Origin of the sequence: Nonomuraea sp. PA05 (assembly GCF_008086045.1) — a bacterium.
GTDB lineage: Bacteria > Actinomycetota > Actinomycetes > Streptosporangiales > Streptosporangiaceae > Nonomuraea > Nonomuraea monospora.
In genome coordinates this window covers 126,851-144,297 of record NZ_VSEY01000006.1, presented here as the reverse complement: position 1 = coordinate 144,297, position 17,447 = coordinate 126,851, and the positions used below count along the sequence as shown (strand labels likewise).

Below are 17,447 nucleotides of genomic sequence, written 5' to 3'. Positions count from 1 at the left end.
GCCAAGGTGGCGTAGCTCCCGCCGCGCACCTCAGTCCGGCACCACCCCGATCCCCCACTCCTCACGCAGACCCGCCAGCGCCTCATGGAACCCGGGGAACGTCTTCTTCACGCACCCCGGCTCATCCAGCGTGATCCCCGGCGTGCGCAGCCCCGTGACGCTGAACGACATCGCGATCCGGTGGTCACCGTGGCAGGCGATCTCGGCCGCGCGGGGCCGGGTTGGGGTGATCTCGATCCAGTCGCGTCCGACGGCCACGGGCACGCCCAGCCGCCGCAGGTTCTCGGCACAGGCCTCCAGCCGGTCGCACTCCTTGACCCGGGTGTTGTAGACGTCCTCGATGCGTACGGGGCCGTCGGCGAAGGGGGCGATGGCGGCGAGGGTGGGGACGGTGTCGGAGATGTCGCGCATGTTGACGGTCAGGCCGTGCAGGCGGCCGGTGCCGGTGACGGTCACGGAATCGTGCGACATATCCACAGATGCGCCCATGCGCGACAGGACCTCGGCGAAGCGTACGTCCCCCTGCAGCGCACCCGACCCGAGTCCGGGCACCGTGATGGTGTTCCCCGTCAGGGCCGCAGCGGCGAGCGGGTAGCCGGCCGCGGAGGCGTCGGGCTCAATGGTGTACTCCGTCGCCCGGTACCCCTGCGGCGGGACGTGGAAGGTCTGCCCCTCGCGCCGCACCTCGACCCCGAAGCTGCGCATCATGGCGAGCGTGATCTCCACGTACGGCACCGAGACGAGATCGGTGACGGTGATCTCCAGCCCTTCGGCGGTCAGCGGCCCGACGAGCAGCAACGCGGTGAGGAACTGCGACGACAAGCCGGCGTCCAGCGTGATCCGGCCGCCCTTGATGCCGTTGGCCCGGATCGTGAGCGGGTGATGACCCTCCTCGCCCTCGTGCGTCAGGTCCACACCGAGTTCCCGTAGCGCGCGGGTGAGGGGGCCGAGGGGGCGGCGGCGCATCTGCGGGGAGGCGTCGAAGTGGAACACGCCGTGCCCGGCCGCCGCGAGTGCGGGCAGGAAGCGCGCCGTCGTGGCGCCGTCGCGGCAGAACACCTCCGCTTCCCCGTGAGCAGGCCCCTCCGGCCGACCCTCGACTGTCCACACCTCGCCACCCCACGCAGAACCGCCCGCAGCCGGGCCGCCACCCGTCCGCGCCCGGCCGCCCCACGCAGAACCGCCCTCAGCCGGGCCGCCACCCCTCCGCGCCCGGCCGCCCCACGCAGAACCGCCCTCAGCCGGGCCGCCGCCCGTCCGCGCCTGGCCCCCGTTCGCAGACTCCACCAAGCCGCCCGCAACCACCCGCGCCCCGCCGCCGAACGCAGCCCCCTCCGGGCCGCCCGTGAACGCCCCCGGCCCGCGCTCCACCCGGTACCCGAGCGCGCCCAACCCCTCCACGAACCCTTCCGTGTCGTCGGACACCAACGGCCGCCTCAACACGGTGGCCCCCCCGGGCGGCGGCGGCCAGGAACAGCGCGCGGGCCGTGATGGATTTCGATCCAGGAACCTGCATCATCGTCATGCAGGCAGCCTAGACACGGACGAACTAGGTCGTGTCCCGAGATCTTTGATGGCGGTTTGGTGTAGATCATCCGTGTGGATGAGGAGCGTCTGAAGCGTCATGACCTTACGGACGAGGAGTGGGCGCGGCTGGCGCCGCTGCTTCCTGCGCAGAACGTGCACGGGGCACGGTGGAGCGATCATCGGATGGTGATCAACGGGGTGTTCTTCCGGACCCGCGCGAGCTGCGCCTGGCGGGACCTGCCGCCGTGTTACGGCAGGTGGAAGACGATCTACAACCGGCATCGCCGCTGGTCACTGGACGGGACGTGGGAACAGATCCTGGACGGACTACGCGCCGGGTGCGACGAAGCCGGGGGCAAAGATTGGACGGTCAGCGCTGACTCCACGATCGTGCGGGCGCACCAGCACGCGGCCGGGGCCCGGTATGCCCCGGCTGTCGACATCACCCAAAGGGGGCCGGTAAAGATCACGAACGGGTGACGAAGGGCGGTCGCGAAGCGCTCGGCCGATCCCGGGGCGGCCTGACCACGAAGATCCACCTGGTCGCCGACCGGCGGTGCCGTCCGATCGCCCGGCTCACCTCGTCCGGCCAGCACGCCGACTGCCCGAAGTTCATCGCGCTGATGGAGTCCATCCGCATCCGCCGCCGCGGTGTGGGCCGCCCTCGTAAGAAGCCGGCCCGCGCCCTGGCCGACAAGGCATATTCCTCCCGCGCCAACCGCCGCTACCTGCGGCGCCGCGGGATCAAGGCCGTCATCCCGGTCAAGAAAGATCAGGCCGCTCACCGCGCCAACCGCGGTTCGAAAGGCGGACGGCCACCAGTCTTCGACCGCGATGCCTACAAAGAACGCAACACCGTCGAACGCTGCGTTAACAAGCTCCGCCAGCACCGCGCCGTCGCCACTCGCTACGACAAGAGAGAACGCATCTACCAAGGCATCATCGACGTCGCCTCGATCCGCATCTGGCTCCGCCATCCCGTCACGTGACGGGCACACCCTCACCATCGCCGAGGGCGGCCACCGTCTCCTCCAGGATGGCCATGAACTCGGCGGTCGGGAGCTCGGCCGCGAAGACCGTTCCCGCATGCTCGGGATGCGTGAGAAGGTGCCTCTCCCGCCAGAACTCCGTCGTGATCACCATACGGTCCTCGTCCCGCCAGAGGAATGACGTCACGTTGTCGGTCGTGGGGCCCCAGCCCCAACGGCCAAAGAAACCGAACCGCTCGTACTCCTGCTCGCCGTGCCTGACCCCGGCCAGAAGCCGTCGATGAGTAGCGGCTGGAGACAGACCGGCGAACGGCTCCGCCGCAATCTCTCCGAAACGCACTCCCACAGCGGTGCGTTCCACATAGTGGCGGAACTGCTTGACGAAAGTCATGTTGTCGTCGCACGTCAACCACTGATCCGCGACCCACAGGTCAACCCGGCGCAGCGCCGAGCCGTCCCAGTCTCCAACCTCGACGGCGAACCTGTGCTTGTCACCCAGAAGCCCAGCCACCCGAGCACCGTGGCAGATGCATCGCCCACGAACAAGCCACACCTGTCGCTCACACCATGCATGATCACGGGACACGGCCTAGACGCGGACGAACCAGGCCCTCAGCCCTCGGCCTCAGCAGACGGCGGCGGCACCGATCCGGCCCTGGCGAGCACCCCCACGACACCCAGCACGCCCACGGACAGCGTGGCGAGCAGGACCAAGCCCAGCAGATCCTCCTTCCGCACCATCCCGACGGCGATGATCGAAGCCATCGGCACCAGCACAACCGCCACCCGCCGTCCGACGGGAGAGCGGAACGCCGGCACCGCCGCGATCAGCACGACCGCGACCGCGACGGGGATACCCGCCCATCGGACGACCATGGCGCCCAGAACGGACAGCCCGACCAGGGCGGCCGTCCACTTGAGCAGGCGCGGGGTGCCTGCCGAGCCGGGGCCCGGCGACGGAGCCAGGGCCAGCATCACGGCGCACAGCGCGGCGGGCAGCATGCCCATGGCGATGTCGCTCGCATCGACGGGGTCCGCCTGGATGAGCACGCCGTCGGCGTTCCACAGCGCGAACTCGTACTCGGCGCGATAGATCGACCACCCCGAGAGCAGCGCATAGCCCGAGGCGCACGCGACCGCGGCCCAGGGCCGGTTGAGCCAGGCGAATAACGCGATGAGCCCGTACGGGAGCGCCTGCAGGCCCGTCTCCCCCATCAGCCGCAGGCCTTCCCGGTTGAACTCGCCCCGCAGGACCCACTCGCCGTAGCTCGCCGCGGCGTCCAGTCTGAGCACGAAGAGTGCGATGGGGGCGAGGAGTGCGGCGATGTTGAGCGCGTCCCGCCAGTGCAGGTTCGAACGGCCTTCGACGGCGCGCCGCAGCCGGATCGCCAGGCCGCCGCGCAGCACGTCGCAGGCGTCCGTGAGCGACGGCCGCCGGCGGCCCGGCTCCGCGCTCGCGAGCAGCACCGCTACCATCTCGTCCTCGTGCCGGGCGCGGTGCTCTTTCGGGTACGCCGCCAGCAAGCGCCGGAAGCCCCGCTCCAGCCCGGTCATGCGCCACTCCCCATCGGCCTCAGGCCGTGCCGGGTGCGCAGCCGGGCGGTGGCGGTCTCCACGTTGCGTCGCAGTTGCTCGGTCTCGGCCGCCAGGCGCTGCTCTCCCGGCGAGGTGAGCCGGTAGTAGCGCCGGGCGCGGCCGTCCACGGTCTCCTCGCGGTCGGGCTCCACCAGACCTTCGCCTTCCAGGCGGTCAAGGGCCGCGTACAGGGTGCCCGCTCGTAGCCGGACCCGCTCTTCGGAGATGCGCAGCACGTCGGTGATGATGCCGTAGCCGTGCTGCGGGCCGGCGGCGAGCGCGGTGAGGATCAGGAACGTCGGCTCCTGCATTGATCGGCTATTCACATCACCGATATATACCGATGATCTGACTATGCCGCAACCCGGCCGCGCTCAGCCGAGAGCGGCCGCTGCGGCCCGCCGTTCGTCGAGCGCCTCCCGGGCCGATTCGGGGAGCGACCGTGAGCGTCCCCGCCGAGCGGGGCGGGAAGCGCTTCGCGTTCTTCGCCACGTTCGCCGGGCTGAACCTCACGATGCCGAACGCGGACCCGCGCCCGCCTCCTCGGCTGGGCCCCGGCCCGCTCGCCGACCTGGAGGGGGGCCACTGCTTCACCGCGGGCTGACGCGGGGTCAAAGTTCACCTCGCTTTCACCTGGACCGCCGGATGCGAGCCCCTCCACGGGTAGGGAGGGATCATGCGCTACAACGTGCTGGCCTGCGATTATGACGAGACCCTGGCCAGGAACAGCCAGGTGGACGAGGCGACGATCGAGGCGCTGGAACGGCTGTCCCGGGCCGGGTTCAAGCTGCTGCTCGTCACCGGGCGCGAGCTGGACGACCTGCTGTCGGTCTTCCCGCACCCCGCCCTGTTCGACCTGATCGTGGCCGAGAACGGCGGTCTCCTGTACGACCCGCGCCAGCGCACCACTGACACCCTGGCCGCGCCCCCGCCTCCCGGGCTGGCCGAGCGGCTGCGGGCCGAAGGGGTGAGCCCGCTGGGCGTCGGACAGGTGCTGATCGCCACGCGGGAGCCCCATGACGTGCACGTGCTGCGGGCGATCCGGGAGCTGGGCCTGGAGTTGCAGGTCATCTACAACAAGGGCGCCGTCATGGTGCTGCCTCCCGGCGTGAACAAGGCCACCGGCCTGTGCGCCGCCCTCGACCGCCTGTCGCTGTCGCGGCACAGCGTGGTCGCGGTGGGCGACGGTGAGAACGACCACGCGTTCCTGACGGCGGCCGAGTGCGGCGCCGCCGTGGCCAACGCCCTGCCCGCGCTCAAGGACGCCTGCGATCTGTGCCTGGACCAGCCGGACGGGCGGGGTGTGGCCGAGTTGGCGAAGCTGCTGCTGGCGGGCGACCTCGACGAGCTGGACCTGCCCCGCCACCACGTGCTGCTCGGCCACGCGGCCCAGGAACGCCCGGACGAGGAACACGCGGACCAGGAACACGCGGCCCAGGAACATCCTGACGAGGAACACGCGGCCGAAGAACGCCCGGACGAGGAACGCCCGGACGAGGAACGAGTCGATGAACGCGCGGGCCAGGAGGAGGTGCGGTTGCCCGCGTACGGGGTCGGCCTGCTGGTGGCGGGCCCGTCCGGCAGCGGCAAGTCCACGGTCACCACCGCGCTGCTCGAACGCCTCACCGGCGACGGCTACCAGTGCGTCATCGTGGACCCGGAGGGCGACTACGCGGAGTACCCGGGCGTCACGGTGCTCGGCGACCCCGACCGGGTGCCGGCCGTGGACGAGGTCGTGCACGTCCTGGAGCAGCCCGCGCACAGCGTGGTGATCAACCTGATCGGCCTGCAGCTACGCGACCGGCCCGCGTACTTCGCGGAGCTGCTGCCGCGCCTGACCGGCCTGCGCGCCAAGCTGGGCCACCCGCACTGGCTCATCCTGGACGAGGCCCACCACCTGATGCCCGCCGAGGTACGGCACATACCCCTCCAGCACCCCGGCGACCTCGGCGCGCTGCTGCTGATCACCGTGCATCCTGACGCGCTGAGCCCGGCCGCGCTGCGTCTGGTGACCAGCGCGATCGCGGTGGGCAAGGCGCCGGCGGACACGCTGGCCGCCTTCGCCACCGCCCGCGGCCTCCAGCCCCCGTCGCTGCGCCCGGCGCCGAAGAGCGACATCGCGCTCTGGCTGGACGGCGCGGACGAGGCACGCGAGCTGACCCTGGCCCCGGCCCGCGTCGAGCGCACCCGCCACCGGCGCAAGTACGCGGCGGGCACCATGGCCAAGGACAAGAGCTTCTACTTCACCGGGCCGGAGGCGCGGCTGCGGCTGCGGGCCAGGAACCTGCACACGTTCGTCGAGCTGAGCGAAGGCGTGGACGACGACACCTGGCTGCACCACCTGCGGCGCGGCGACTACTCGGGGTGGATCAGGGAGCAGCTCGGGGACGCCGAGCTGGCGGACGAGGTGGCCGCCGTGGAAGAGGCCGACCTGTCGCCACAGGACAGCAGGCAGCGCGTGGCCGACCTGATCGGCGCCCGTTACACGCTGCCCGCCGAGCCCACCGACTTCGACCCTGACCACAGGGACCGCTGACCACAGGGACCGCTGACCACCCGGGGGCGGTCGAGCGGGCCCGCAGGCGGATCAGGCGGGTGCGACCGGCGGTTTGATCGGCGTGCGACCACGGCCGAGCAGCCACAACATGGCGCCCAGCGCGGCCACCTGCAACGGCCACCCCATCACGATCTTGGCGAAGCCGAGGGCCGCGACCGCCTCGTCACCGCCGCCGAACAGGTACACCGGCCCCTGCACGGCCACCCGGACCGCGCAGGGCAGCAGGAGCAGCCACGTCAGCCGCTGGCAGAGCCGCACGATCCCGGGATCCTTGTGCCAGGCGGTCGGATCACCCGTCACCGAGCCGATCAGGAACCCGACGACCGGCCACCGCGTGACGATCGAGATCAGCATCGCCACCGCGTAACCGGCGTTGTACAGGATGCCGGGCAGGAAGTAGTCCTTCGCGTCGCCGGACCTGCTGGCGAAGAACGCGCCGATCGCGATGCCGATCAGGCTGTTGATCACGAACTGCGGTGTGGATCGCTGGACGACCCGGATCAGCAGCAGCACCACCGACAGCGAGACGCTGATGATGAGCGACAGCTTCAGGTCTTCGCTGAAGATCCAGGACAACGTGAACGCGATCGTCGGGACGGCCGCCTCGATGATGCCGCGCACTCCGCCGAGGGCCTTGGCGAGCTGCGCTCGCACCGCCGCCTCAACGGTGTCGTGGGCGACCTCTTCCGCCTCAGCACTCACCTGATCAACTCCCTGGGCGCAGCTCGTAACGCGGATTGAACATCACCTTGCGCCCGTCCTGCATGCTGACCAGGCCTTCGGCCTTGACCGTGCGGCCGGGCTCGATTCCGGCGATCTTGCGGCGGCCGAGCCACACCAGGTCGATCACGTCGGACCCGTCGTACAGCTCGGCTTCGAGGGCGGGGGCGCCGCCCCTCGGACGCAGGGTCACCGTACGTAGCGTACCCGCCACACAGAAGCGGCGGCGACCGCCACACGAGACGATCGGGGTCGCGCCGACCTCGTCGGCGTCCTCCCGGAGCTCCTGGGCTTCGATTTCGGACTGGCTGGTGGCCAGCCGACTGAAGAACCCGCGCAATCCCCCGCGTTTAGGGGGTTCTGCCGTACTCATGATGCATCAGCCTATGTGATGTCAGCTCTTAGCGAATCTCACTGATTTCAGGTCCCCGTTTGAACGGGTTGAAACCCTGCCGCTGCTCGCCCGCCTCGCCCGCTTGCTCGTTCGGACGGCGCAGCGGGATGGGCTCCTCGCGGGCCATCGGCTCGTCGCCGCGGACCACGACGACGTCCTTGATGAAGTCGATGTACGCCTGCGCGACCGCGTCGTCGGCGGCCGCCTTGCCGGAGATCACCGCCAGCAGGAACCAGCGCGGGCCGTCGATGCCGAGATAGCGGGCCGGGCGGCTGTTGCCCTCGACCTTCATCTCGCCGGTCAGCTCGCTGCCGAACGGGCCCTGCCGCTCCTCCAGGTGCTTGGCCTGGGCCAGGATCTTGGTCTTGACCTCGTCCCACAGGCCGGAGCTGCGTGGCGCGGCCAGGGCCTGGAGCTGCAGCGAGCTGTCCTCGTACAGGACGACCACGCCGACGTGCTGGTCGCCGACGGAGGCCAGTCGCACGTCGAACTCGGGGTTGTGCGGCAGCCGGAGGCCGCCCAGGTCGATCCGCTCGGCCTCCGGGTGGGGCTCGTCGGCGTCCCACGGGCCGGACTCTCGCGTTGGCGCCGCGGCCTCCTGATCGGCCGCCTGCTCCGGCTGCTCACGACGACGACGTCGGAACACGTTCCTCACTCTCCCTGCTCGTCGGGCCGCTGCGGGCCCGTGGTTCGTCGGGCCCTGCCGGGCCCCTTCCCGTCAGCGGCCGGTCGATCCGAATCCGTTGGCGCCGCGCACGGACTCCGGCAGCCGCTCGGCCACCGTGAACGCCACCCGCTCGACCCGCTGGATCACGAGCTGCGCCACCCGGTCACCCCTTCGCAGCCGGAAGGGCTCCTTGAGGTCCGTGTTGATCACCGTCACCTTGATCTCGCCCCGGTAGCCGGCGTCCACCGTGCCGGGCGCGTTGACGAGCGTGACGCCGTGCCTGGCCGCCAGCCCCGAACGTGGATGCACGAACGCGGCATAGCCATCGGGCAGGGCGATCGCCACGCCCGTGCCGACGACGGCGCGCTCGCCGGGCATCAGCTCCACGTCTCCGGCCGCGTAGAGGTCGGCTCCCGCGTCTCCCGGATGGGCGTACGACGGGATCGGCAGCTCGGGGTCGAGCCGCTGGATGAGGACCTCTGCCTCGCTCAAGGGTTCACCTCGTAGTCCTGGTGTTCGGCGGCGATGGCGGCCAGATCGCCGTGCTTGGCGAAGTGTTCCATGTTCACCTCGATGAACAGCGCTGCCGCGCGGACGGCGACCGGTCCGTCTGGGGCGCCGATGCGCCCCTCAGCCTCAAGGTACGCCTTTCTGCCGTCGATGCCGTTGCACCAGGCACGCAGGTGGAGTGTCGTGCCCACGGGAACGGGGAGCAGATAGTCGGTCTCCAGCCGTCCCGTCACATAGGGCTTGTGGAACAGGTAGACGGACATTCCGATGACTTCGTCCATGGCCGCGGCCAGGACGCCGCCGTGGGCGAGGCTCGGCGCGCCCTGGTGCGCCTCCCCCACCGTGAACTCGGCCTCCACAGTGGCGCCGTCGGGGGTTCTGGCGTTGAGGTGCAGCCCGGTCGGGTGGCCGGTGCCGCAGCCGAAGCACTGACTGTAGTGGGAGCCCAGGGTGGTGCCCGCCTGCGGCGCATCGGGATGCGCGGCGGGCGCCTGCGCGCCCGGCGGCGGGGTGGTGATGGAGGAACGCGTCACGGGTGACGAGGTTACTCCGTGTCCTCCCCGTGCTTGTCGCCAGTGGCACCCGGGCCCGCGGCCCCGCGCGGCTCGTCACGGGCTTCGAAGGCGTCGCGAGGCGCCCCGGCGGGCCGCGGCCCCGGCGACGGTGGCGGCGGTGGCGGTGGATCGTCGCCGGGCGGGGCGTCGGAATGGCCTGGTGGCAGTTCGGGTGGTTGATGCCGGAGCTCCGGCAGCGCCCGGTAGATCACCGCCGCCACCGGCACGGCCACGGCGGCCCCCGCGATGCCCGCCAGGATGCCCCCGACCGACAGCACGAGGATGATGGCCAGCGGGTGGAAGTTGAGCGCCCGCCCCACGATCAGCGGCTGCAGCACGTGGTTCTCGAGCTGCTGCTCCACGATGAGGATGCCGAGGAAGATCAGCGCGTACACGAGCCCCTTGGCCCCCAGGGTGACCAGGGTCGCGATGGTGCCCGCGAAGAAGATGCCGACGATCGGGATGAAGCTGGCGAAGAAGATCAGCACGGCCAGCGGCGCCCAGAGCGGCACGCCCATCCCGGCCAGCACGATGCCCATGATCAGGCCGTGCACGGCGGCCACCGCCACCGTGCCCTGGACGTAGTGGGAGAGCGTGGCCCAGGCGGCCCGCCCGGCCCGATCGACGCGCGGCGACACCCCGCCGAACCCCTTCAGGAACCACGACCAGATCCGGTCGCCGTCCTTGAGCAGGAAGAACGTCACGAACAGCAGCAGCACGATGGACGCCAGCACCTCGACGGCCACCGCGCCGGCCGACAGCACGGTGCCGGTGATGGCGGTGCGCTGGGCGTTGAGCATGGTGGCGAGCTCGTCGACGTAGCCGGTGATCTGCGTCTGTTCCAGGTGCAGCGGGCCCTGGATCAGCCATTCCTGCACGGATCTGGCCGTGTCCTGGACCTGCTCGACCAGGTTGGGGAACTCCTCGCTGGCCCGCGCGCCGACCAGCCAGCCGGTGCCGACGAGCACGGCCAGGGCCACCAGCATGGTGATCCAGGTGGCGTAGATGGGCCGCATGCCGGCGTTGCGCAGCGCGTTGGTCAGCGGGAACAGCAGCGCGGTGAGCAGGAGCGCGATCGCCACGGGCAGCGCCACGAACGCCAGGCGGGCGATCGCCTGGACGATGAAGTAGACGACCACGCCGACGAGGATCAGGCACCCACTCCATGCGGCCATCCTGGCGAGCACGGGCGGCACGAGCTTGGTTGGGCGGTCGGAGAGCACGTGTTCAAGACTGGCACGTCCTGGCCCTGGATGCGCGCGGATATCGGCCCGGCAGCCGAGAGCGTAATGGCGCAGCACATGAAAGTGCCGCTCACCTCCGGCAGATCGGGCCTGGGCAAGGGCAGGAGCGCGTGTCACCGTCATGGTCATGAAGACGGTGCTGGTCCTCACCCTGCTGGCGTCACTCGCCCCCGCTCCCGTCTCCCGCGCCGACGTGGCGCTGGAGGTGCTGTCCAGCCGCCCCGACCAGGTGACGGGCGGCGACGCCCTGATCAGGGTGCGTGGCGCGAGCAGGGTGCTGCGCAACGGCGAGGACGTGACGGCGGTCTTCAGGCGGACCGGGGACGGCCTCACCGGCCTGGTGGACGGCCTGGTCACGGGCGACAACACGATCACCGCCACGTCAGGCCCGCACAGGAGGTCGTTGAAGATCCGCAACCACCCCGTCGAGGGCCCGGTCTTCTCGGGCGCGCACCAGTACCCGTTCCTGTGCAAGACCGAGCGCAGCGGGCTGGGCCCGCCGGTCGCGGACAACCAGGACGGCCAGGGCATGCGCGTCGAAGGCGGCTGGAGCAGGGACTGCTTCGCCCCGACGGTGACCGACCGCCTCTACCGCTCCACTGACGGCACGTACAAGCCGATGCCCGAACAGGGCCGCCCCGCCGACCTGGCGACGACGACGCTGCTGGACGGCCGTACGGTCGACTTCGTGGTACGGCGGGAGCGCGGCGTCATCAACCGCTTCCTCTACTCGATCGCCATGATCGAGAACGGCTGGAACCAGCGGGCGATGTACCGCTTCGACGGCGGCGTGGCGATCGGCCACGACCAGGGCACGCTGGGCGGCGGCGCGCTCGACCCGTACGGGCTGGGCAAGGGCTACGCGGTCCTGCACTCCTCGGGCACCCGCACCTCCACCCACTACAACCTGATCCTGGGCGGCGAGACGGCCCTGATGGTCAAGGAGCGCTTCGTCGAGCGGCACGGCACGCCGCTCTACACGGTGGGCGTGGGCGCCTCGGGCGGCGCGATCCAGCAGTACGTCTACGGCCAGAATCACGGCGACCGGGTGATCGACGCCGCCATCCCGCAGTACTCCTATCCGGACATGGTCACCCAGACCATCCACGTGGGCGACTGCGAGCTGCTCGAACGCTACATGGATCAGCACCCCCGATGGGCCCGCTGGGACGACCGCACGGCCCTGATCGGCATGAACGCCAGCGACACGGTCGTCAACCCGCTAACGGGCCGGCCCGGCTCCGACGAGTGCGTCAACGGCTGGCGCGGCCTGACTCCGCTGACCATGAACCCGCTGTGGACGAGCAACAACGACCCCGAGTGGCAGCGCATGGACCCGCCGGGCGTCAAGGACACCGTCCAGTGGACGCACTGGGACGACCTGCGCAAGGTGTACGGCGTGGACGAGCGCGGCTACGCCCGTTCGACCTGGGACAACGTCGGCGTCCAGTACGGGCTCAAGGCGCTGACGGACGGGGTGATCACGCCGGAGGAGTTCCTCGATCTCAACGCCGAGGTGGGGTCGTGGAAGGAGGCGGCCGACATGGTGCAGGAGGGCTGCCCGTTCGTCCGGACCGCCTGTCCGGCCGACCTCGACCCGTGGAGCGCCCGCAACGCGAACCTGAGCGGCGATCCGGCCCCGAGACGGACGGGCGACCCGGAGGCGATCAGGAACGTGCGGCGCAGCGGCCTGGTGTTCGGCGGCGACATCGACCTGCCGGTCATCGACTGGAGGCACTACCTGGAGGAGCAGTTGGACATGCACAACGCGCACCAGTCGTTCGCCTCCAGGAAGCGCATGCTGGACCACGACGGCCGGGCGGGCAACCAGGTCATCTGGTTCACCGACGCCCGTCCTGACGGGCCGATGTTCGACCAGACGCCGGAGGCGCTCCAGGTCATCGACGCCTGGATGGCCAACATCCGGAGATATCCGGCGCGGGGCGTCGTCGGGAACAAGCCGCCCCAGGCCGTCGATCGCTGCTTCGCCACGGACGGCACCGAGATCGCCGCGGGCCCGCACGCCTGGGACGGCGTCCTCGACCGCCGCTCCCCCGGCCCGTGCACCCAGCGCTTCCCCCTCTACGGCACCTCCCGCACGGTGGCGGGCGGCCCGATCGAGGGCGGCGTCCACAAGTGCCGCCTCCAGCCGGTCGAGCGGGCGGTCGCCAAGGGTCTGTACGGCTCGTGGCACCCGGAGCCCGGCCAGCGGGCCAGGCTGAAGCAGATCTTCCCGGCGGGGGTGTGCGACTACTGAGGCCGCGCGGGCACGGGCAGCTCCCGCATCGTGCGCAGGGGCGAGGTGAACACCCACAGGAACGCCAGGCACCCCCCGACGGCGCCGACCACCAGCGCGCCCCTGATGCCGATCGTCTCGCCCAGCACGCCGCCGAGCAGCGCGCCCAGCGGCATCGTGCCCCAGACGAGGAAGCGCATGGTGGCGTTCATCCGGCCGAGCAGCGCCTCGGGGGTGGCGGCCTGGCGGAAGCTGAGCTGGGTGACGTTGTAGACGACCACGCCCGCCCCCATGCAGAACTCGTACAGCACGACCAGCCCGAGCCGCCAGTCGGCCTGCACCCACGGCAGCAGGAACGCCAGCGGCGCGGGCACCACGATGGCCAGCCACATCGTCGGCCCCTGCCCCAGCCACCGGGCCAGCCGCGCGTTGAGCAGCGCGCCCGCGAAGCCGCCGAGCCCCGCCGCCGACATGAGCAGGCCGATCGTGCCCGCGCTCACGGCCAGCTCCCTGGCCAGCAGCAGCAGGACCATCGGGTGGATGATCGAGGAGAACAGGTTCGCGGTGCCGGTGCAGCCGGCGATGCGGCGCAGCAGCGGGTGGCCGAGCACGAACCGGACGCCTTCGGCGATCTCCTTGCCCAGGTGGGCCCTGGGCCGCTCCTGGCGCTCCTCCCGCTTGCGGATGGTGCCCAGGCACAGCGCCGACCAGGCGAACCCGGCCACGGTGATGATCAGCGCGAACGGCGCGGTGAGGAACTGGATCAGGTAGCCGCCGACGCTGGGCCCGCCGAGCTGCGCGACCGTGCGGACGACCTCCAGCGTGGAGTTGCCCTCGACCAGCCGCTCGCGCCCGACGAGGTGCGGCAGGTAGCTCTGGTACGCGGCGTCGAAGAACACGGTGAACACCCCGAGCACCAGCGCCACGGCGTACAGCTGGTAGATCGTCAGGACGTCCAGCCACCAGGCCAGCGGCACGGAGGCCAGCGCGAGCGCCCGCGCCCAGTCGCTGACCACCATGACGACCCGCTTGCGCCGCCGGTCGACGATCGCGCCGGCGGGCAGCCCGATCACCACGAACGCCAGCGTCTCGCACGCGGTCAGCACGCCGAGCTCGAACGCCGACACGTCCAGCGCGGTCACCGCGACCAGGGGCAGGGCCAGGAACAGGAGCTGGCTGCCCACCTGGCTGGCGGCGTCGGCCAGGAACAGCCCCCGGAAGTCGTGGTCGCGTAAGAGGCTCACTCCCAGAACCTCTCATAACCGATTGGGTAATTTCAACCGGTTATAGGGTGGCCTGCCATGGCCACCAAACGCCGTCCCGCGACCGAGGCCGAGGCCCGCGCGCTGGCCTCCTCCGTACGGCTGCGCATCCTGCGCCTCTGCCTGGACCAGGCGCTCACCAACAAGGAGCTCGCCGACCGGCTCGGCGCGAACCCCGCCACGACCCTGCACCACGTGCGCAAGCTGGTGGAGACCGGATTCCTGGTGGCCGAGCCGAGCAGGCCCGGCCCGCGCGGCTCGACCGAGATCCCCTACCGGGCCACCGGCAAGTCGTGGGAGATGGACGTCCGCGAGAGCGGCGTGACGGGCGGCAGGACCGCCATGCTGGACGCGTTCCTGGAGGAGATCAGGCTGGTCGACATCGAGGAGGGCAGCTTCACCAGGCTCGGGCTCAGGCTCACCCCCGAAGGGCACGCCGAGCTGACCGAACGGCTGCAGGAGGTGTTCGACGAGTTCGCGCACCGGCAGCCGGCGCCGGGCGGGGAGGCGTACTCGCTCTTCCTCGCCATTCACAAAGACGTCAGCAGGGACGTCAGCAGGGACGCGTGACGCCGGGCGCGAACCACGCCCGGCGTCCCGCGTTCACCAGCCTCAGCCCAGGTGGACCTCGACCTTCAGCGTGTCACCTGACTCGAGCACGAACTCCTCGACGTTCCCGGCGGCGCACAGGTCGTCCTGCGCCTGCCGGACCAGCTCCAGGTCGGGCGTCCACACGGTCAGCCGCGACACCTCGGCCCGCATCGACAGCTTCGCCTCGGACTTGGCCTTGCGGATCTGCCCGAGCACCTCCGAGGCGACGGTCAGCACGGCGGGATCGCCGGTGCCGCGCTCGGCGGCGGGCCAGGAGGAGCGGTGCACGGAGCCCTCGCGCCACCACGACCACACCTCCTCGGTCACGAACGGCAGGAACGGCGCGAACAGCCGCAGCAGCACGTCGAGCGCCTGCCGCAGCGCGGCGTGCGCAGAACCCGCGCCGGACTCGCCGCCGGACCCGTCGTAGGCCCTGGCCTTGACCAGCTCCACGTAGTCGTCGCAGAACGCCCAGAAGAAGCGCTCCACGGCCTCGACGGCGCGCGTGTGGTCGTAGGCCTCGAACGCCTCCGTGGCCTCGCGCACGGCGTCGGACAGCGCCGCCAGCATGGCCAGGTCGATCGGCTCGCTCACCTCGGCGGCGGACTCGTCGGCGGCCAGCCCCAGCACGAACTTCGAGGCGTTCAGGATCTTGATGGCCAGCCGCCGGCCGACCTTGAGCTGCCCGGCGTCGAAGGCGGTGTCGACGCCGTAGCGGCCGTTGGCCGCCCAGTAGCGCACCGCGTCTGAGCCGTGCTGCTCCAGCAGGTCGATCGGGGTGACGACGTTGCCCTTGGACTTGGACATCTTCTTGCGGTCGGGGTCGAGGATCCACCCCGAGATCGCCGCGTCGCTCCACGGCAGCGTGCCGAACTCGCAGTGCGACCTGACCACGGTCGCGAACAGCCAGGTGCGGATGATCTCGTGGCTCTGCGATCGCAGGTTCGTGGGGAAGACCTTGCGGAACAGCTCGTCGTCGGTGCCCCACCGGCCGGCGATCTGCGGGGTGAGCGACGAGGTGGCCCAGGTGTCCATGACGTCGGGGTCGGCCATGAAGCCGCCGGGCACGCCGCGCTGCTCTTCGGTGTAGCCGGGCGGCACGTCGGAGGACGGGTCGACCGGCAGCATCTCCTCGGTGGGCAGGATCGGCGCGTCGTGGACGGGCTGCCCCGCCTCGTCGATCGGATACCACACGGGGAACGGCACGCCGAAGAAGCGCTGCCGCGAGATCAGCCAGTCGCCGGTGAGCCCCTCGACCCAGTTGTCGTAGCGCACCCGCATGTGCGGCGGGTGCCAGTTCAGCTCGCGCCCGCGCGCCAGCAGCCGCTCGCGCAGCTCCTCGTCGCGCCCGCCGTTGCGGATGTACCACTGGCGGGTGGTGACGATCTCAAGGGGCTTGTCGCCCTTCTCGAAGAACTTCACCGTGCGCCGCACGGGGCGGGGCTCGCCGTCGAGGTCGCCGGACTCGCGCAGCAGCTCCACGATGCGCTCGCGGGCGCTGTGCACGGTCTTGCCGGCCAGCTCCTTGTACGGCTCCGCCTCCACGCCCTCCGGCGGCTCGGGCAGCAGCCGCCCGTCCCAGCCGATCACGGGCCGGGTCGGCAGGTGCAGCTCCCGCCACCAGGTGACGTCGGTGATGTCGCCGAACGTGCAGATCATCGCGATGCCGGTGCCCTTGTCGGGCTCGGCCAGCCGGTGCGCGAGCACCGGCACCTCGACGCCGAACAGCGGAGTCAGCACCGAGGTGCCGAACAGCTCCTGGTAGCGCTCGTCGTCGGGATGCGCGACCAGCGCCACGCAGGCCGGGATCAGCTCGGGCCTGGTCGTCTCGATCCAGACCGGCCCCTTCTCGCCGTAGAAGGAGATCTTGTGGAAGGCGCCGGGCCACTCGCGGTCCTCCAGCTCGGCCTGGGCCACGGCGGTGCGGAACGACACGTCCCACAGCGTCGGCGCCTCGGCCAGGTAGGCCTCGCCGCGCAGCAGGTTGCGCAGGAAGGCGCGCTGCGCGACGGCCCGCGACTCGTCGCCGATCGTGGTGTAGAGCATCGACCAGTCGACCGACAGGCCGATGCGCCGCCACATCTCCTCGTACGCCTGCTCGTCGACGGCGGTGAGCTGGTGGCACAGCTCCACGAAGTTGCGCCGGGAGATGGAGATCTCCCGCTTGCCCGGCTTGTCCGGCGGCACGAAGCCGGGGTCGTACGGCAGCGACGGGTCGCAGCGCACGCCGTAGACGTTCTGCACGCGGCGCTCGGTCGGCAGGCCGTTGTCGTCCCAGCCGATCGGGTAGAACACCGACTTGCCGAGCATGCGCTGGTAGCGCGCCATGATGTCGGTGTGCGTGTAGGAGAAGGCGTGACCGACGTGCAGCGAGCCGGACACGGTCGGCGGGGGCGTGTCGATGGAGTAGACGCGCTCGCGCGGCGCCGACCGGTCGAAGCGGTAGGTGCCCTCTTCCTCCCAGCGAGCTACCCATACCTGCTCCAAGCCGTCAAGGGTCGGCTTTTGGGGCATGGATGGACGGCGTAGTCGCTGTTGAGTCATGCCTCCTTATGGTACGGCTTCGCGGGCGTCGCAGCGGTAGAGACTAGTGTTCGTTACAAAGGGGAAGGGAGATCGAC

17 protein-coding genes are annotated in these 17,447 nt (G+C 70.8%); 5 read left to right on the top strand and 12 right to left on the bottom strand.

Features of this window, described 5'->3' with window-relative positions:
- Positions 1-30 precede the first annotated feature (30 nt).
- Positions 31-1,110 carry a 3-phosphoshikimate 1-carboxyvinyltransferase gene (gene aroA / locus FXF51_RS11500; RefSeq protein WP_148434469.1) on the bottom strand — a complete coding sequence of 360 codons (1,080 nt, stop codon included), beginning with the start codon at positions 1,108-1,110 and terminating at the stop codon, positions 31-33.
- Between the two features lie 504 nt (positions 1,111-1,614).
- Between aroA and FXF51_RS11490 the strand changes: the two genes are divergently transcribed.
- Positions 1,615-2,516, top strand: a protein-coding gene (locus FXF51_RS11490) for an IS5 family transposase (protein ID WP_411268354.1) whose coding sequence is annotated in 2 segments (ribosomal slippage) — positions 1,615-1,962 and positions 1,965-2,516 — 900 coding nt in all. Because the reading frame shifts where the segments join, the coding sequence is not laid out codon by codon here.
- On the opposite strand, the gene FXF51_RS11485 is transcribed toward FXF51_RS11490, so the two are convergent.
- From FXF51_RS11485 to FXF51_RS11475, 3 genes are all read right to left on the bottom strand, one after another.
- Complete coding sequence (locus FXF51_RS11485) at positions 2,509-3,027, bottom strand: hypothetical protein (protein ID WP_148434276.1); 519 nt, start codon at positions 3,025-3,027, stop codon at positions 2,509-2,511. The genes FXF51_RS11490 and FXF51_RS11485 overlap by 8 nt on opposite strands.
- A 101-nt stretch (positions 3,028-3,128) precedes the next feature.
- The gene (locus FXF51_RS11480) at positions 3,129-4,070 is read right to left on the bottom strand and encodes a hypothetical protein (RefSeq protein ID WP_148434275.1); all 942 of its coding nucleotides are present in this window, start codon (positions 4,068-4,070) and stop codon (positions 3,129-3,131) included.
- On the bottom strand, positions 4,067-4,417 hold the full coding sequence (locus tag FXF51_RS11475) for a PadR family transcriptional regulator (protein ID WP_262379439.1): 351 nt from the start codon (positions 4,415-4,417) through the stop codon (positions 4,067-4,069). Before FXF51_RS11475 ends, FXF51_RS11480 begins: the two co-directional genes overlap by 4 nt.
- 116 nt (positions 4,418-4,533) lie before the next feature.
- Between FXF51_RS11475 and FXF51_RS60720 the strand changes: the two genes are divergently transcribed.
- Positions 4,534-4,695: a hypothetical protein gene (locus FXF51_RS60720; RefSeq protein WP_187414316.1), complete on the top strand. Its 162-nt coding sequence runs from the start codon at positions 4,534-4,536 to the stop codon at positions 4,693-4,695.
- 72 nt (positions 4,696-4,767) lie between these two features.
- Complete coding sequence (locus tag FXF51_RS11470) at positions 4,768-6,627, top strand: HAD hydrolase family protein (protein ID WP_148434274.1); 1,860 nt, start codon at positions 4,768-4,770, stop codon at positions 6,625-6,627.
- 51 nt (positions 6,628-6,678) lie between these two features.
- Here FXF51_RS11470 and FXF51_RS11465 read toward each other — a convergent pair whose 3' ends face one another.
- The 6 genes from FXF51_RS11465 to FXF51_RS11440 all read right to left on the bottom strand — a co-directional run bounded on the left by FXF51_RS11465 (position 6,679) and on the right by FXF51_RS11440 (position 10,716).
- Positions 6,679-7,350, bottom strand: a complete 672-nt coding sequence (locus FXF51_RS11465; protein WP_262379438.1) for a DUF3159 domain-containing protein — start codon at positions 7,348-7,350, stop codon at positions 6,679-6,681.
- Positions 7,351-7,354: 4 nt separating this feature from the next.
- The gene (locus tag FXF51_RS63450; protein ID WP_043614113.1) at positions 7,355-7,741 is read right to left on the bottom strand and encodes an OB-fold nucleic acid binding domain-containing protein; all 387 of its coding nucleotides are present in this window, start codon (positions 7,739-7,741) and stop codon (positions 7,355-7,357) included.
- 28 nt (positions 7,742-7,769) lie between these two features.
- Positions 7,770-8,408, bottom strand: a complete 639-nt coding sequence (locus tag FXF51_RS11455; RefSeq protein ID WP_148434273.1) for a DUF3710 domain-containing protein — start codon at positions 8,406-8,408, stop codon at positions 7,770-7,772.
- Positions 8,409-8,480: 72 nt separating this feature from the next.
- Positions 8,481-8,921, bottom strand: coding sequence for a dUTP diphosphatase (gene dut, locus FXF51_RS11450; protein ID WP_148434272.1), 441 nt, complete (start codon positions 8,919-8,921; stop codon positions 8,481-8,483).
- Positions 8,918-9,472, bottom strand: coding sequence for a PaaI family thioesterase (locus FXF51_RS11445; protein ID WP_148434271.1), 555 nt, complete (start codon positions 9,470-9,472; stop codon positions 8,918-8,920). Before FXF51_RS11445 ends, dut begins: the two co-directional genes overlap by 4 nt.
- Positions 9,473-9,483: 11 nt before the next feature.
- The gene (locus tag FXF51_RS11440) at positions 9,484-10,716 is read right to left on the bottom strand and encodes an AI-2E family transporter (RefSeq protein WP_148434270.1); all 1,233 of its coding nucleotides are present in this window, start codon (positions 10,714-10,716) and stop codon (positions 9,484-9,486) included.
- A 148-nt stretch (positions 10,717-10,864) separates the two neighbouring features.
- On the opposite strand from FXF51_RS11440, the gene FXF51_RS11435 reads away from it, so the two are divergent.
- Positions 10,865-12,994 (top strand): DUF6351 family protein, encoded by a 2,130-nt coding sequence (locus FXF51_RS11435; protein ID WP_148434269.1) that lies wholly within the window; start codon positions 10,865-10,867, stop codon positions 12,992-12,994.
- Here the strand turns inward: FXF51_RS11435 and FXF51_RS11430 are convergent.
- On the bottom strand, positions 12,988-14,217 hold the full coding sequence (locus FXF51_RS11430) for an MFS transporter (protein ID WP_262379437.1): 1,230 nt from the start codon (positions 14,215-14,217) through the stop codon (positions 12,988-12,990). The genes FXF51_RS11435 and FXF51_RS11430 overlap by 7 nt on opposite strands.
- Positions 14,218-14,274: 57 nt before the next feature.
- Between FXF51_RS11430 and FXF51_RS11425 the strand changes: the two genes are divergently transcribed.
- Positions 14,275-14,805 carry an ArsR/SmtB family transcription factor gene (locus FXF51_RS11425; RefSeq protein ID WP_148434267.1) on the top strand — a complete coding sequence of 177 codons (531 nt, stop codon included), beginning with the start codon at positions 14,275-14,277 and terminating at the stop codon, positions 14,803-14,805.
- Between the two features lie 42 nt (positions 14,806-14,847).
- Here the strand turns inward: FXF51_RS11425 and valS are convergent, their stop codons facing one another.
- The gene (gene valS, locus FXF51_RS11420) at positions 14,848-17,370 is read right to left on the bottom strand and encodes a valine--tRNA ligase (RefSeq protein WP_187414315.1); all 2,523 of its coding nucleotides are present in this window, start codon (positions 17,368-17,370) and stop codon (positions 14,848-14,850) included.
- Positions 17,371-17,447: the final 77 nt, after the last annotated feature.

Coding starts and splice junctions, on each gene's coding strand:
- FXF51_RS11425 (WP_148434267.1), top strand. CDS start 14,275: ATGGCCACCAAACGCCGTCCCGCGACCGAGGCCGAGGCCCGCGCGCTG.
- FXF51_RS11480 (WP_148434275.1), bottom strand. CDS start 4,070: ATGACCGGGCTGGAGCGGGGCTTCCGGCGCTTGCTGGCGGCGTACCCG.
- FXF51_RS11470 (WP_148434274.1), top strand. CDS start 4,768: ATGCGCTACAACGTGCTGGCCTGCGATTATGACGAGACCCTGGCCAGG.
- valS (WP_187414315.1), bottom strand. CDS start 17,370: ATGACTCAACAGCGACTACGCCGTCCATCCATGCCCCAAAAGCCGACC.
- FXF51_RS63450 (WP_043614113.1), bottom strand. CDS start 7,741: ATGAGTACGGCAGAACCCCCTAAACGCGGGGGATTGCGCGGGTTCTTC.
- FXF51_RS11435 (WP_148434269.1), top strand. CDS start 10,865: ATGAAGACGGTGCTGGTCCTCACCCTGCTGGCGTCACTCGCCCCCGCT.